This window comes from Cobetia sp. cqz5-12, assembly GCF_016495405.1.
In the GTDB taxonomy this organism is placed as follows: Bacteria; Pseudomonadota; Gammaproteobacteria; order Pseudomonadales; family Halomonadaceae; genus Cobetia.
In genome coordinates, this window is sequence record NZ_CP044522.1 from 1540554 (window position 1) to 1554102 (window position 13549).

At 59.0% G+C, this 13549-nt stretch carries 10 protein-coding genes; 9 read left to right on the plus strand and 1 reads right to left on the minus strand.

Translation table 11 applies throughout. The features are described from left to right. Window positions 1-63: 63 nt before the first annotated feature. Complete coding sequence (locus F8A90_RS06655) at window positions 64-1185, plus strand: quaternary amine ABC transporter ATP-binding protein (RefSeq protein WP_233593499.1); 1122 nt, start codon at window positions 64-66, stop codon at window positions 1183-1185. Continuing rightward, a complete protein-coding gene (locus tag F8A90_RS06660) occupies window positions 1175-2692 on the plus strand; it encodes an ABC transporter permease (protein WP_200019466.1) in 1518 nt (505 codons plus the stop codon). The genes F8A90_RS06655 and F8A90_RS06660 overlap by 11 nt, the downstream gene beginning before the upstream one ends. A gap of 175 nt (window positions 2693-2867) precedes the next feature. On the opposite strand, the gene yejK is transcribed toward F8A90_RS06660, so the two are convergent. Beyond that, the gene (gene yejK, locus F8A90_RS06665; RefSeq protein WP_200019467.1) at window positions 2868-3860 is read right to left on the minus strand and encodes a nucleoid-associated protein YejK; all 993 of its coding nucleotides are present in this window, start codon (window positions 3858-3860) and stop codon (window positions 2868-2870) included. Between the two features lie 163 nt (window positions 3861-4023). Between yejK and F8A90_RS06670 the strand changes: the two genes are divergently transcribed. From F8A90_RS06670 to iolD, 7 genes are all read left to right on the plus strand, one after another. After that, a complete protein-coding gene (locus tag F8A90_RS06670; protein WP_233593504.1) occupies window positions 4024-5154 on the plus strand; it encodes a LacI family DNA-binding transcriptional regulator in 1131 nt (376 codons plus the stop codon). A gap of 375 nt (window positions 5155-5529) precedes the next feature. Continuing rightward, the gene (locus F8A90_RS06675; protein WP_233593506.1) at window positions 5530-6675 is read left to right on the plus strand and encodes a Gfo/Idh/MocA family protein; all 1146 of its coding nucleotides are present in this window, start codon (window positions 5530-5532) and stop codon (window positions 6673-6675) included. A gap of 133 nt (window positions 6676-6808) precedes the next feature. Then, complete coding sequence (araD, locus tag F8A90_RS06680; RefSeq protein ID WP_200019468.1) at window positions 6809-8536, plus strand: L-arabinonate dehydratase; 1728 nt, start codon at window positions 6809-6811, stop codon at window positions 8534-8536. 107 nt (window positions 8537-8643) lie between these two features. Then, window positions 8644-9600 carry an SMP-30/gluconolactonase/LRE family protein gene (locus F8A90_RS06685; RefSeq protein WP_200019469.1) on the plus strand — a complete coding sequence of 319 codons (957 nt, stop codon included), beginning with the start codon at window positions 8644-8646 and terminating at the stop codon, window positions 9598-9600. Between the two features lie 48 nt (window positions 9601-9648). Then, a complete protein-coding gene (locus tag F8A90_RS06690) occupies window positions 9649-10431 on the plus strand; it encodes an HpcH/HpaI aldolase family protein (RefSeq protein ID WP_200019470.1) in 783 nt (260 codons plus the stop codon). Between the two features lie 62 nt (window positions 10432-10493). Next, the gene (locus F8A90_RS06695) at window positions 10494-11258 is read left to right on the plus strand and encodes an SDR family NAD(P)-dependent oxidoreductase (protein WP_200019471.1); all 765 of its coding nucleotides are present in this window, start codon (window positions 10494-10496) and stop codon (window positions 11256-11258) included. A 419-nt stretch (window positions 11259-11677) separates the two neighbouring features. Beyond that, window positions 11678-13528: a 3D-(3,5/4)-trihydroxycyclohexane-1,2-dione acylhydrolase (decyclizing) gene (iolD, locus tag F8A90_RS06700; protein WP_200019472.1), complete on the plus strand. Its 1851-nt coding sequence runs from the start codon at window positions 11678-11680 to the stop codon at window positions 13526-13528. The last annotated feature ends 21 nt before the right edge of the window (window positions 13529-13549 follow it).

A 13549-nucleotide genomic window follows, 5' to 3' on the forward strand; every position in this document is an offset into this window, starting at 1 on the left:
TGCATGACAATCGACTGACAAGTGAGACGACTCCTGCCTTTCCATGAGGGGAGGGCATCAGTCATGGATTCGCCCACTGGCTTGGCTAGAGTCACGGCGCTGCCGACAGGACAAGGGGTACGCATCATGCAGGAAACGGTCATTCGCCTGGAGGGTGTCTGGAAAATCTTTGGTCAAAACCCTTCGGATGTCTTGAAGGCCATTGAAGAAGAGGATCTGGACAAAGCCAGTGTCAGAGACAGATACGACTGTGTCGTCGGGATCTCTGATGTCTCCTTCAGCGTCGAGCGCGGTGAGATATTTTGCATCATGGGGTTATCGGGCAGTGGCAAGTCGACCTTGATTCGCCACTTCAATCGGCTCATTGAACCTACCTCAGGCACCATCGAGGTGCTTGGCAAAGACATGGCGACACTGTCGCGCGATGAATTACGTGATATACGCGCCAAGAATATTGGCATGGTCTTTCAGCACATGGCATTGCTTCCCCATCGCAGTGTGCTGGATAACGTCGCCTTTCCGCTCGAGGTCCAGGGAATTCCCAAGTCCAAGCGTTGGGATATCTCCCAACATGCCCTGTTCCTCGTCAATCTCGATGGCTATGAGGATTATTATCCGTCTCAACTTTCTGGAGGGATGCAGCAGCGTGTTGGCTTGGCAAGGGCGTTGGCCAGTGACCCGGAAGTGTTGTTGATGGATGAGCCATTCAGTGCACTGGATCCCTTGATTCGCCGTGAGCTTCAGGACCAATTCGTATCACTGACCAAGACGCTCAAGAAGACCACCATCTTTATCACTCACGACCTGGATGAGGCGATCCGTATCGGCGATCGGATCGCCATCATGAAGGATGGTCAGCTGGTGCAGGTGGGAACGCCTGAGCAGATCGTCATGCATCCTGAAGACGATTACGTACGTGAATTCGTCAAGGATATCTCCAACCTCAAACTCATCTCGGCCAGCGCGATCATGCAGGAGATTGATGTCGAGATGGTCAGTGATGCAGATGCGATGCGCCAAGCGCCACGTGTCACACAAGAGACGTCTCTGGAAGCATTAATCGAGGTATCCACCTCCAGCGACTTGCCCGTAATCGTCACTCAGAGCGATGGCGAGGAGGTCGGCATGATTACCAAGGACAGGTTGCTGTTGGGTATCCGGGGAGGGCAACAGGATGAAAGATAACGTGAAGCCATCGACGGTATCAGGAGCCGATCATTCGGTTCAGAATTTTGCCGACAGAAACGGCAAGTACTACGAGACACAATTCCACAAGGTGCAGTCACATACCGGCATGGCGTGGACTTTCAATGTCACCGCTGCCGTCTTTGGCCCACTGTGGGCTGCATCACGACATCTCTGGGGCATGTTCTGGTTGAGTGCGATCGCCTGCCTGTTGGCGATGGTGCAGATCGGCAAGGGCCTCTGGGGGGAGCTTGGGGCAGAACAGATCTCCCGCGCCACTGGCTTGATGGCCAAGTCAGAGGAAATGGCCGAGAAGGCCAGGCTGGCCCTTGAGGAGGGGGCGGCCAACGCGGACTCCCTGCAACGTGCCTCGGATAACCTGCAGCAAGCCGCGGAAAGGATGATGACGGCGGCCAATGCCTCAGCCTCCGGTGGCAATGAGTTGATGCTGTGGGGTGGGGTCGCCCTGGTGGTGATCATGGTCGTACAGGGTCTGGTCGCGATTCCTGTCTATGAGAAGAAGTACTGCCGCTGGCGGGTCAACAAGCGGGAACGTAGTGGTTTCAGCTGGCTGAGTCTCTTCTATGGGGTGCTTGCCCTGGTGCTGATATACCCGGTCACGCTCTATCGCTACACGGTTGAGAAGCCGGTCAGCTGGTTGCTGGCATTCCCCAGCAATCAGGCTATCTATTCCTCTACGGCCAGCTGGACCGACGGTGCCTTTGATTACATCGCCCTTCACGGCGGGAGTGTCTTTGACGGCATCGCCAACGGCATCAGCCTGCTGCTCGACACGCTTGAAGTCATTCTGGTCGATACGCCCTGGCCGGTAATCATGATCCTGACGCTGGTCATGGCCTGGCGTCTGGCGGGCCCTAGAGTCGCCATCTTCACCGCAGCGGCCTTGGGCTATCTGGCATTCCTGGGCTTCTGGGAAAAGAGCATGTCGACGATAGCGCTGCTCGGGGCCGCCGCCACGATCTGCGTGCTCATCGGTGTCCCGCTTGGCATCTGGTGTGCCAAAAACCGGTACGCACATGCCGTCACGGAGCCCGTGCTGGACTTCATGCAGACCATGCCTGCCTTCGTCTATCTGATACCCATCATCGCGTTCTTCGGGACTGGCAAGCCACCGGGGATCATGGCGACCATCATCTTCGGGCTGCCGCCGGTCGTCAGACTGACGGCATTGGGCATTCGCCAGGTGCCACCCACCATCGTGGAGGCAGCATTGGCCTTCGGCTGCACGCGACGCAAGCTGCTGCTCGATGTCGAGATTCCCTTGGCGATGCCCAATATCATGACCGGGGTCAATCAGACGATTCTGATGTGCCTGTCGATGGTGGTCATCGCCTCCCTGATCGGTGCCGAGGGCTTGGGGTCTGATGTGCTGATGGCGCTGCAGTACGCCGCCAAGGGGCAAGGATTGTTGGCAGGTATCGCCATACTGCTGTGCGCCATGGTGATTGACCGTATCGTGCAGGGGCGCTTCAAGAGCGTGGCGTGACCCGTCATTGCCACTTGGAAAGCGAAAAGGACAGAGAGCGCAAAAGGACGAAGAGCGCAGAAAGACAGAGATAGGCGACAAGGGCCCGCTGCATCAGCAGCGGGCCCTTGTCGTTGTGATGCACTGCTGGCGAGTCAGCGCACATCTGTTCGCGTCAGCTGCCAGTTGGCATGGCTCAGCGCTGCTTGAGCTGATCACGCAGGCCGGTCGGGACCTGTTTGATGATCAGACGGTCACTCGCTTCATCGTATTCCACCGAGTCGCCCAGCAGGTGCGAGTCAAAGCTGATCGAGACGCCCGCGGCGCGCCCGGTGAAACGCTTGAACTGGTTGAGCGTCTTCTTGTCCGGCGGGATTTCCGGTGACAGCCCATAGTCACTGTTGCGAATGTGGTCGTAGAAGGCTTGCGGGTGCTCTTCATCGATCAGCTCTGACAGCTGATCCAGCGTGATCGGCTCGCCGAGCTTGGCCTGATCGGTGGCGTAATCGACCAGGGTGTCGGTTTTCTGCCGGCTGGCTTCCTCGGCCATGTCTTCCTTCTCGACATAGTCGCTGAACGCCTTGAGCAGGGTGCGAGTTTCCTGGCCGGCATCCCGCTGCTCCTGCGCGCCCAGCGTTTCGGCGAAGGCCTCGGCGAGCTTGGTGCGTCCACGATCGCGCGCCCAGGACAGATAGGGGTGAGAGGTCGAACTACCTTGCCACTGACTGATGTCCAGTCGCGCGGCCAATGACATCTGGGTCAGGTTGAGCTGACGGGCAGGTGTCACCGCAAGGGTCTCGTCGATCGCGAAGCCATCACGATGATGCAGCAACGCCATGAACAGATAACGCGTCTCGCCCTGTTGGTGATCCACCACCAGCAGATGGCCGCCTGTCGGGAGGTTGTCATCGATCAACGGCATGAGACGACTGGCAAGCGTCTGGGTCAGGCTCGCGAAATCGCTATCACCTGCGAGGAAGGCCGCCAGTTCCGTGGGGAAGGCAGCAGGCGCGTCTTCATTGAAACGGCCCCAGTTCTTGGCCTTGCCGTGGTAGGCATCATTGAGCCCGGACACCAGATCCTCCAGTGCATCGGATGCCGCCAGGGTGGTGGCGGCAGGCACCAGCTGGGCCGGCGTCTCGCTGTTGCCCTTGTCGATACGGTGAATGATGCTGTGCAGGATCGGCATGGGGACCTCCCTCGGCTGCGATGAACGGGCTGGGGATGATACCGATCACGACTCGGGGGTGGTAGGGCATGGGCCAATGTTTCGCTGAGATCGATGGCCCCTTTCTGCTGGCCGATGTGGTTTCGTTGTCGTTGGGCTTGGCGCCGACAGTGTGGCTTGTCTCATGCAGCTGCATGTCATCTTGATCCGCGGTATGGTCAGGCCCAATGAATACCCAGCATGCGTGATGTGCCTGCGCACCGTGCTTCATGAGGGAGAGAGCATGAAAAAAACCGACAGCGCACCTGCCGCCAAGCGCGTCACCATCACGGATGTGGCCAGAGAGGCCAATGTCTCGATTGCGGCGGTCTCTCGGGCAATGAATCCTGAAGGCAGCAGCTCCCCCGAGATGCGTAGCCGGATCCTGGCGGTAGCCGAGCGAATGGGGTACAAGCCGAATCGTCTGGCACGAGGCATCAAGTCGCAATCCAGCCTGATCGGGATTCTCGTGACCAATTTCGAGAACCCTGTCTACCTGGCGATTCTCAGCGAATTTTCTGCTGCGATTCAGCGGCATAACTGCCACACCTTGTTGATCAACGTGAATACCGAGAAAAGCATCTCGGAGGCTGTCTCGTTGGTGATGGAATATCATGTCGATGCCTTGATCGTCACTTCTGCATCGGTGCCGCCGGAGTTGGTCGAGGCCTGTGCGAAGCAGAATACGCCTGTGGCCATATTCGGGCGTGATGGAGAAGATTCCGGCGCCTGTGTGGTGACCTGTGACGATGTCGAGATGGGGCGCATGGCAGCAGATCATCTCATTGATCTCGGTTATCGTCGGCTGGCCTATGTGGGGGCGTCGACCAAGGAGCAGGCCACGCTGGATAGAAAGCGTGGCTTCATCGAGCGGCTGGAGCAGCGCGGGCTGACCTTGCATGGCGTGGGGGAAGGGCATCGCCACAGCTACGATGCGGGTTATGAAGCTACCTGTGAGTTGTTCGCGGAGGCGGAGGTCATTCCTGATAGCATCTTCTACTTTGACGATATCATGGCATGTGGCGGCATGGACGCCATACGTCATGAGTTCTCGCACCGCATACCACAGGATATCGGTATCGTCGGGGTGGATGACATTCGCTTTGCCTCAAGCAAATCCTATGATCTGACGACGATCTGCCAGCCATTCACGGAAATGGTCAACAAGACGGTGTCGTTGTTGTTCGCGCGCATCAAGCAAGGTGGCATGGCGCCCAGCCGGGTCATCATGCCGTGTCAGATCACGCAACGCGGGTCGACTCGTCACGTCAACTGACACGCGCACTGCAGAACGCTTGATAGTTTTCTCGTGAAATCTTCTCTGGTGGCGGAGCAGCATTCTCCTGGTAGTCCGCCTGGAATACTGGCGATTCGTTGGCACATCGGTGGATTTTCGTTCTTTCTCGTCCCTTGGTCTAAATGGCTTTGAAAACATTTTCAAAGCCGGTTTGGCTGCGCTAGGCTGCTTGATATTCAGCGTACCAAAGCCAAGGAAAAGCCCCTGTGGTACGCGATAGAACAATAACGCCATTCACGCCTGAAGCCGAGACGCCCAATGACTCAGCAGACACCGCCCTCATTCGATAACCGTTCATGCTCACAGCAGACAGCGGAACACCAATCGAGCACTTTAGCCTCCAAGGTGCTTCGCATGGGGATGATCGGGGGAGGCGTTCAATCCTTCATCGGTCAGGTCCATCGTGCAGCGGCACAGATGGATGGGCGGTACCGCGTCGTGGCAGGGGCACTGTCCTCAAATCCTGAGCGCGCACGCCAGCAGGCGGAGCAACTCAACATCGCACGTGGTTATGGCGATGGTGAGTCACTGCTGCGCGAGGAAGCCGCTCGCGAAGATGGGGCTGAGGTCATCGCCATTCTCACGCCCAACGACAGTCACTTTGCCCTGGCCAGATTGGCTCTGGAGCTGGGCTTTCATGTCGTGTGTGAAAAGCCGCTGGTCAATGATGCGGCTCAGGCGCGCGAGCTTGAAGCGATCGCCGAGCGGGCAGGTCTGCGCTTCTGCATGGCCTATGGCTATACCGGCTATCCGATGGTGCGTCAGGCACGCGCCATGATCGAGAACGGGGAACTGGGCGAGATTCGTCAGCTGCAATGTGATTACGTCCAGGGGCATCTGGCGAGCCTAACGGATGCCGAGAAGGCGGGGCATGACTGGCACATGGATCCTGCCATCGCAGGAGAGTCGATGATTCTCAACGATATCGCGACCCACGCCTTTCATATGCTCGAGTATGTTTCCGGACTTGAGACAAGTGAGTTGAGTGCCGACGTGACCGCCAGTGTGGCCGGACGCGAAGCGCACGATAACGCCAACGTATTGTTGCGCTATGGCAATGGTGCACGCGGGCTGATGTGGATTACCCAGGCGGCGGCCGGTGCGGAACATGGCTTGAGCTTCCGGATCTTCGGCAGTCTCGGCGGCCTTGAGTGGCACCAGGAAACCCCCAATCAGCTCCTGTTCCGACGGCTCGATGGCGCCCCTGTGCTGCTCTCCAAGGGAGCGGCCGGCCTGCATGATGCCTCCACGCGTATCTCGCGAGTGGCCTTTGGACATCCCGAGGGGTATCGCGAAGCCTTTTCCTCGCTGTACAGCGATCTTCATGAAGACATCACGGCCAGTCAGCAGGGCATCCCTGTCGATCCGCTTGCCCTCTGGTACCCCGACATCCGGAGCGGGGTCCGCGGTGTCGAATTCGCCGCCACCACGCTCGACTCTAGTCGGCGCAATGGTGACTGGGTGTCTCTGCCCTCACGGCGGGCCAGTCAATTGGCGTGATGATTCGGCTGTTCCATTGAGATAGCCAACGCCACTTCATTCAGAAATGACGCAATGACGGGTCGCCCTCGCGGCAGCCGGTGCGGGTTCTGCTACGCCATTGTTCGGTCAATCACGTTGCAAGGAGTACGGGATGAACAGGAAAGGGGTCGACGATCTGCGCAGTAATCGCTGGTTCAAGCAGGATGATCTGCGCTCTTTCGGGCATCGCTCCCGCGTCAAGCAGATGGGCTATTGGGGAGAGGAGTTCGTCGGCAAGCCGGTGATCGCGATCATCAATACCTGGAATGACCTCAATACCTGCCATTCCCACTTCCCTGAACGGGTCAAGGATATCAAGCGTGGCATAACGGCAGCGGGGGGCTTTGCTGTCGAATTGCCTGCCATGTCACTGGGTGAGCAATTGATGAAGCCCAGCGCCATGATGTATCGCAACATGTTGGCCATGGAGGTCGAGGAACTGCTGCGCAGCTACCCCGTGGATGGTGCCGTGGTCATGGGCGGGTGTGACAAGACCACGCCAGGCGTACTCATGGGCGCGATCTCCATGAATCTGCCGACCATCTACGTGCCGGCCGGCGCCATGCTGCGCGGCAATTACCGTGGGCAGGTATTGGGGAGCGGTACGGATGTCTGGAAGTACTGGGATGAACGGCGTATCGGCAACGTCAGTCAGAGTGACTGGAGCGAGATCGAGAATGGTATTGCCCGCTCTCCGGGCACCTGCATGACCATGGGCACGGCCGCGACACTGATGTCGATCGGCGAATCGCTGGGCATGAGCCTGCCGGGAGCCTCAAGCATTCCCGCGGTGGACGCCAATCACAACCGCATGTGCTACGCCAGCGGCAAGCGAGCGGTGGAAATGGTCTGGGAAGACCTCAAGCCGACCGATGTGATGAGTGAGGCATCCTTTGATAACGCGATTGCCGTCGATATGGCGATCGGTGGATCAACCAACGCCATCATCCACATCGTGGCCATGGCGCGGCGTCTCGGAATCACGCTGCCGATGGAGCGCTTCAACGAGATATCGCGTCGTGTGCCGCTGGTGCTGAACCTCAAGCCTTCCGGCGAATATCTGATGGAAGACTTCTTCTATGCCGGGGGGCTTCCGGCCTTGATGACGAACATCGGCAGTGAGCTGAAACTCTCCGCCATGACCGTGACCGGCCGTACCCTGGGCGACAACATCGAGGGTGCCAAGGTCTGGCGCCCGGAAGTCATTCTCCCGCTGGACAGTCCGGTCAATGCCTCGGGCGGGACTGCCGTGCTGACAGGCAGCCTGGCGCCGAAGGGTGCCATCATCAAGCCGACCGCGGCGGATCCTCGCCTGCATGTCCATCAAGGGCCTGCCTATGTGTTCGAGAATATCGCCGACCTCAAGGCACGTATCGATGATGAGGACCTCCCGGTCACGGCCGACAGCATCATCGTGCTCAAGAATGGCGGGCCGGTGGGCGGCCCCGGCATGCCGGAATGGGGCATGATGCCGATTCCGGCCAAGCTGTTGAAACAGGGCGTGCGCGACATGCTGCGGATCTCCGACTCGCGCATGAGCGGCACCAGCTACGGGAGCTGCATTCTGCATGTGGCGCCTGAAGCCGCCGTCGGCGGACCGTTGGCCATCGTCAAGACCGGCGACATCATCGCCGTGGATGTCCCCAATCGGCGGCTGGACCTGATGGTCGATGAGGAGGAGATCCAACGTCGACTGGCAGATTGGCAGCCGCCCAAGGACCGGCACCCTCATGGTTATGCCTCTCTCTACAAATCGCATGTCACCCAGGCAGATGAAGGCTGTGACTTCGACTTTGCCAATGGTGCCCCTGGCAGTACTCCTGAGCCCGATATCTATTGAGCGCCGCTGCCTGAAGCAGGGAGATGAGGTCGAGGGTATCGGAGCAAAGGTCTGGAAGGTGTGCGCCCACGCAGGTGCCATAGCCATCGTCGACGGGAGTCCAGGAAATGGCGGAAATCGAACTGCTGATAGAGAGCCGGGCGGAGTTGGGTGAATCCCCAGTCTGGGATGCCAGTCGCAACAGCCTGTTATGGGCGGACCTTTATGCCCCGGCGATCGAGCGCTACTGCCTGAGTGATGGCAAGCGAGAGCGTCGCGTGCTGCCAGAGACCTTGGGTGCCTTCGGGCGCTGTGCCGATGGGCGTTTGATCGTTGCCATGCGTTCGGGTATCCATCTGCTCGATTTCGAGTCGGGTGCACTGGAGTTCCTGGCCTGCCCACCCGGTGAGCCGTTGGCTGGCACGCGCTTCAATGACGGCAAGGTCGCACCGAATGGGCAGTTCGTGATCGGCACCATGGATGAAGCGAGCCGCTCCCGGCCGTTGGGGCATTTCTACTCGGTCACGCCTGCGGGAGAGACGCATTGTCTGCAGTCAGGCCTCATCGTCGCCAATGGACTGGCCTGGAGTGCTGATGGACGGCGCATGCTTTTTGCGGATACGCGACGGGACACCATCCATGTCGCGGACTACTGCCCGGAAAGTGGTGTCATGGGCACACCGCGGGTATTCGCCGAGACCCAGCCTGCACTGCACGGCCGCCCCGATGGCGGAGCGATGGATATGGCGGGAGGCTACTGGAGTGCAGGTGTCTTTGGCGGAGTCCTCAATTATTGGGATGCCCAGGGACGTCTGGCACGCCAGGTCCGTCTGCCATGTCCCGGCCCGACCATGCCGTGCTTCGGCGGGGCCGACATGACAACGCTTTACGTGACCACCTTGCGCAAGGGCATGAGCCCTGAGGCGCTGGCCGCGGCCCCCTTGTCCGGCAGCGTGTTCGCCCTGGAGGTTGAGGTGCCGGGCGTCCCCGTCGCCGCCTTTGCCTCTCGCTCTCCAGCATCACCCGACATGCCGAGTGGGGAACGCTCACCTTCCCGGGTCACGATTCGTGAGCCTCACGAGTGACCTGTCCCTTGTGACTTCCACCATTGATGAACTTCAGAGGGAGACCCCATGCGCTTCAATCGCCTCAAGCAACGCATTGCCCAGAAGGAGGGCGTCGTGAATGGCTGGCTCTCCATGCCGTGTGCCTTCTCGGCAGAGATCATGGCCCACCAGGGCTGGGACAGCCTGACCATCGACCTGCAGCACGGTGTGATCGATTACAGCGATCTATTGCCGATGCTGACGGCGATCTCCACCACTGACACCGTCTCGCTTGTCCGAGTGCCGAGCCTGGAGCCGGGGTTGATCATGAAGGTGCTGGATGCGGGGGCCTATGGGGTGATCGCGCCTTTGATCAACACCGCCGATGACGCCAGGGCACTGGTGGCCGCCTGTCGTTATCCCCCGCTGGGGATGCGCAGCTTCGGCCCTCATCGCGCCATGCTGTATGGCGGGGCAGATTATGCGAAGCATGCCAATGACGAGATGCTGGTGCTGGGCATGATCGAGACCCGTGAAGGTGTGGCGAACCTGGAAGAGATTCTTGCCGTGGAGGGGCTGGATGGCATCTATATCGGCCCTGCGGATCTGGCGTTGTCACATGGGCACACTCCGGGGTTCGATCATGGTGATGGCCCCATGGAGACCTTGATCGACGAGATTGTCGCACGGGCTCGGCAGCACGGCAGTGTCATCGGTATTCACAACGGCACTGCCGCGCATGCGCGTCGGATGTTGGCGCGTGGCTGTGATCTGGTCACGGTCGGAGCCGATACGCGTCTGCTGATGACCGGGGCACAGGCAGTCCTGAGGGACATGGAGCGCAGCGCGAAGCATGGTGAAGGCTATTGAAGAAATCTGGCCGCGGCAGTTGTTCGCCTGAGCCAGCGATACGCTATCAGAGGAGAGACGAGATGAATCAGTTTGCACGTTATCCCAGCCTGGAAGGGCGGCATGTCTTCATCAGTGGCGGTGCCAGCGGTATCGGCGCGACGATGGTAGAGCATTTCTGTGAACAGCAGGCGCGAGTGAGTTTCATCGATATCGATGACGTCTCTGGCGAGGCCCTGGCGGCGCGACTGACAGGCCAGGGAGGAGAGGTTCATTACCGATATTGCGATGTGACTGACATCTACCAATTGCGCGCAGTCATCCAGGCTGCAGCGGATGAATGGGGACCGATCGGGGCTCTGGTCAACAATGCCGCACGGGATACCCGGGTGCCGCTCAAGGAGCTGGATGTCGAGACCTGGGACGATCTTCAGGCCACCAATCTTCGCCATGTGGTGTTTGCCTGTCAGGCGGTCTTTGCCGGGATGCAAGCAGCGGGCGGCGGGTCGATCATCAACTTCAGCTCGCCCAGTTTCCTGCGTCGCTCGCGTGACATCTCGGCCTATTCGAGCGCCAAGGCGGCCACCATCGGTCTGACGCGCACGCTGTCGCGTGACATGGGGGATGCGGGGATTCGCGTCAATACGGTATTGCCGGGATGGATCATCACCGAGCGTCAGAAGGCGCTGTGGTGGAATCCCGAGCTGGAGAAGCAGGTATTGGAGAATCAGAGCCTGCACCAGCGGGTACAGCCCGAGGATGTGGCTCGGATGGTGTTGTTCCTGGCAGCGGATGACAGTCGCATGATGACGGCCCAGACCTATATCGTGGATGGTGGCCTCGTTTAGCCATGCTGAAGTGGTCATGGCGTTTTCGCTGAGCGTTTTGGGAGGCTGCGTTTTGCATGCATCACTCCCCATGAAGCGCTTTTCGTGCCAGCGCCACTGGCAACGAGATGGCGGCTTTCGCCGGAGTGGTATCGAGTGCTCCTTGGGATGATCAATAGGATAAGGGTGATCGAAGCGACAGTTTTATAGGCTGCTTCAATCATGCCAAGACATCCTTATTGAACTTTGATCCAAGGAAAGCACTTTTTTTGAAAATGAAGGTGAAAACGTTTTCAAGCGCTGCTAGTGTCTTTTCAAACGGCGAAGAATTCAGCGCTGACCATCATTTTCCTACGTCATCATCACTGAGCTTCAGGTGCGGATTTTTCGACCTGAATGCACACAATAAAACAACGCCATATGCTCGTCGGGAGAGAGGAATGAAAACGATAAAATTGACCGTCTCCGAAGCCATCGCCAGATACCTGGCGGCGCAGAAGATTGAACTCGATGGCAATGTCGAGACCTTGTTCGGTTGCGGGTTCGCCATCTTTGGCCACGGTAACGTGACCTGTCTGGGGCAGCAGCTGCACAACATCCAGGACACGATCCCGATCTGGCGCGGCCAGAATGAGCAGTCCATGGCGGTTGCCGCCGTTGCCTACGCCAAGGCCAACAAGCGCCAGCGCATCGGGATCGCCAGCACCTCCATCGGGCCGGGTGCCACCAACATGATCACGGCTGCGGGTATTGCGCACACCAACCGCCTTCCGTTGCTGATGTTCGCCGGCGATGCCCATGTCTCACGCCTGCCAGACCCGGTGCTGCAGCAGGTCGAGCATGCCCATCAACCAAGCCTGAGCGTCAATGATGCCTTCAAGCCCGTCACTCGCTATTGGGATCGCATCACTCATCCCGCACAGATCATGCAGTCCTTGCCGACAGCGATCGCGACGCTGACGGACCCCGCCAATTGCGGGCCGGTCATGATTTCATTGCCACAGGATATTCAGGGCGTTGCCTATGACTATCCAGAGGCACTCTTCGAAGAATGCATCCATCATATTCGTCGTCCGGAAGCCGATACGCGTGCTGTACAGGATGCCATTTCCCTGCTGGAAAAGGCGGAGAAGCCGCTGATTATCGCTGGCGGTGGCGTTCATTATTCCGAAGTCAATCAGTTGCTGGCCGACTTTGCACAACGTCGTAATATTCCGGTGGTCGAGACGATTGCGGGCCGTTCTTCGCTGCTGCAATCCCACCCCTGCAATATCGGCCCGATTGGTGTGACTGGCTCGAATTCCGCCAATGCCATGGCGGCACAATGTGATGTGCTGGTGGCCATTGGCACACGCCTGCAGGACTTCACCACCGGATCCTGGTCGGTATTTCGTAATCCAGCGCTGAAGATCGTGTCAGTCAACGTGGCGCATATGGATGCCATCAAGCATCGCGCCATGGCGGTCATCGGTGATGCTCGCCACACGCTGGAGCGTCTTGATTCCGGGTTGGGTGAATGGCGAGCCGATCAGCGCTGGCTGGAAAAGGGCCAGGCTGAGGTCGCCGAGTGGAAATCCCTGTGCGCCAACCGTGGCGAGATCACGCCCGGCGAGATGGCGTCCTACGCTCAGGTCATTACCAGCGTCAATGCGGTGCAGGAGCCCGGTGATACCGTGCTGACGGCCGCCGGTGGCCTGCCGGCAGAACTGAACATGAACTGGCAGAGCAAGCAGCTCGGCAAGTTCGACATCGAGTTCGGCTTCTCCTGCATGGGCTATGAAGTGGCCGGTGGCTGGGGTGCCAAGATCGCCAACCCCGACAACGAGGTCGTGGTCCTGGTCGGCGACGGCTCCTACATGATGATGAATTCCGATATCTACAGCTCGGTACTGACTGGCCACAAGATGATCGTTGTCGTCTGTGACAACGCCGGGTTTGCGGTCATTAACAAGCTGCAGAACAACAGCGGCAACCCCTCCTTCAACAATATGCTGGCCGATTGTCGTAGCCAGGCCGACGAGCTGGTACGCGTCGACTTCCTCCAGCATGCCCAGTCGCAAGGTGCCTACGGTGAGCACCTGAGTGACATCAGTGATTTCCGGGCCGCTTACCAGCGCGCCAAGGAGAGCCCACGCACCTACGTCATCGTGGTGGATATCGATTCCACCAAGTGGTCTTCCTGTGACTGCTGGTGGGATGTGGGGCTACCGGAAGTCGTCCGCGAGGACGTGGATGAAGCACAGGTGGCCGCCATGAATGCCGGCCGTATCCATCAGCGCCGCGGGCTTTGATTCTGTGGGACTTTGTTTCTA

What these genes read in the sequence shown, in the direction of transcription:
- F8A90_RS06655 (WP_233593499.1), top strand. Translation starts at nt 64, where the DNA reads ATGGATTCGCCCACTGGCTTGGCTAGAGTCACGGCGCTGCCGACAGGA.
- F8A90_RS06660 (WP_200019466.1), top strand. Translation starts at nt 1,175, where the DNA reads ATGAAAGATAACGTGAAGCCATCGACGGTATCAGGAGCCGATCATTCG.
- yejK (WP_200019467.1), bottom strand. Translation starts at nt 3,860, where the DNA reads ATGCCGATCCTGCACAGCATCATTCACCGTATCGACAAGGGCAACAGC.
- F8A90_RS06670 (WP_233593504.1), top strand. Translation starts at nt 4,024, where the DNA reads ATGCAGCTGCATGTCATCTTGATCCGCGGTATGGTCAGGCCCAATGAA.
- F8A90_RS06675 (WP_233593506.1), top strand. Translation starts at nt 5,530, where the DNA reads ATGGGGATGATCGGGGGAGGCGTTCAATCCTTCATCGGTCAGGTCCAT.
- araD (WP_200019468.1), top strand. Translation starts at nt 6,809, where the DNA reads ATGAACAGGAAAGGGGTCGACGATCTGCGCAGTAATCGCTGGTTCAAG.
- F8A90_RS06685 (WP_200019469.1), top strand. Translation starts at nt 8,644, where the DNA reads ATGGCGGAAATCGAACTGCTGATAGAGAGCCGGGCGGAGTTGGGTGAA.
- F8A90_RS06690 (WP_200019470.1), top strand. Translation starts at nt 9,649, where the DNA reads ATGCGCTTCAATCGCCTCAAGCAACGCATTGCCCAGAAGGAGGGCGTC.
- F8A90_RS06695 (WP_200019471.1), top strand. Translation starts at nt 10,494, where the DNA reads ATGAATCAGTTTGCACGTTATCCCAGCCTGGAAGGGCGGCATGTCTTC.
- iolD (WP_200019472.1), top strand. Translation starts at nt 11,678, where the DNA reads ATGAAAACGATAAAATTGACCGTCTCCGAAGCCATCGCCAGATACCTG.